The organism is Acinetobacter sp. AL9 (assembly GCF_041464035.1).
GTDB classification, from domain to species: domain Bacteria; phylum Pseudomonadota; class Gammaproteobacteria; order Pseudomonadales; family Moraxellaceae; genus Acinetobacter; species Acinetobacter towneri.
Genome location: NZ_JAYFSK010000231.1, coordinates 1 through 267, shown reverse-complemented (window position 1 = coordinate 267; position 267 = coordinate 1). Strand labels below are relative to the sequence as shown.

Below are 267 nucleotides of genomic sequence, written 5' to 3'. Positions count from 1 at the left end.
AAGCGATGCCCGCCTATGTGATTGATAAAGGCATTGCTTCACCTGAATTGCTCAGCCATGTGCTGGTATCGAAGTATGCCGATCATTTGCCGCTGTACCGTCAACGTCTGATCTATCAGCGGGCGGGTATTGATTTATCCAGATCAACGTTATCTGACTGGATAGGTCGCTGCGGTGTAGAACTGGAGCCTCTGGCCAATGCCTTAAAAGAGGTGGTACTACAACAGCAGGTGCTGCATGCAGATGAAACACCGGTCACCATCATGC

Annotated in this window: 1 protein-coding gene; it reads left to right on the top strand. The window is 50.2% G+C overall.

Going from position 1 to position 267, the window contains the following annotated elements:
* Window positions 1-267: transposase (locus ACEO2X_RS14460; protein WP_371972205.1), on the top strand; the 267-nt coding region annotated here is incomplete at both ends.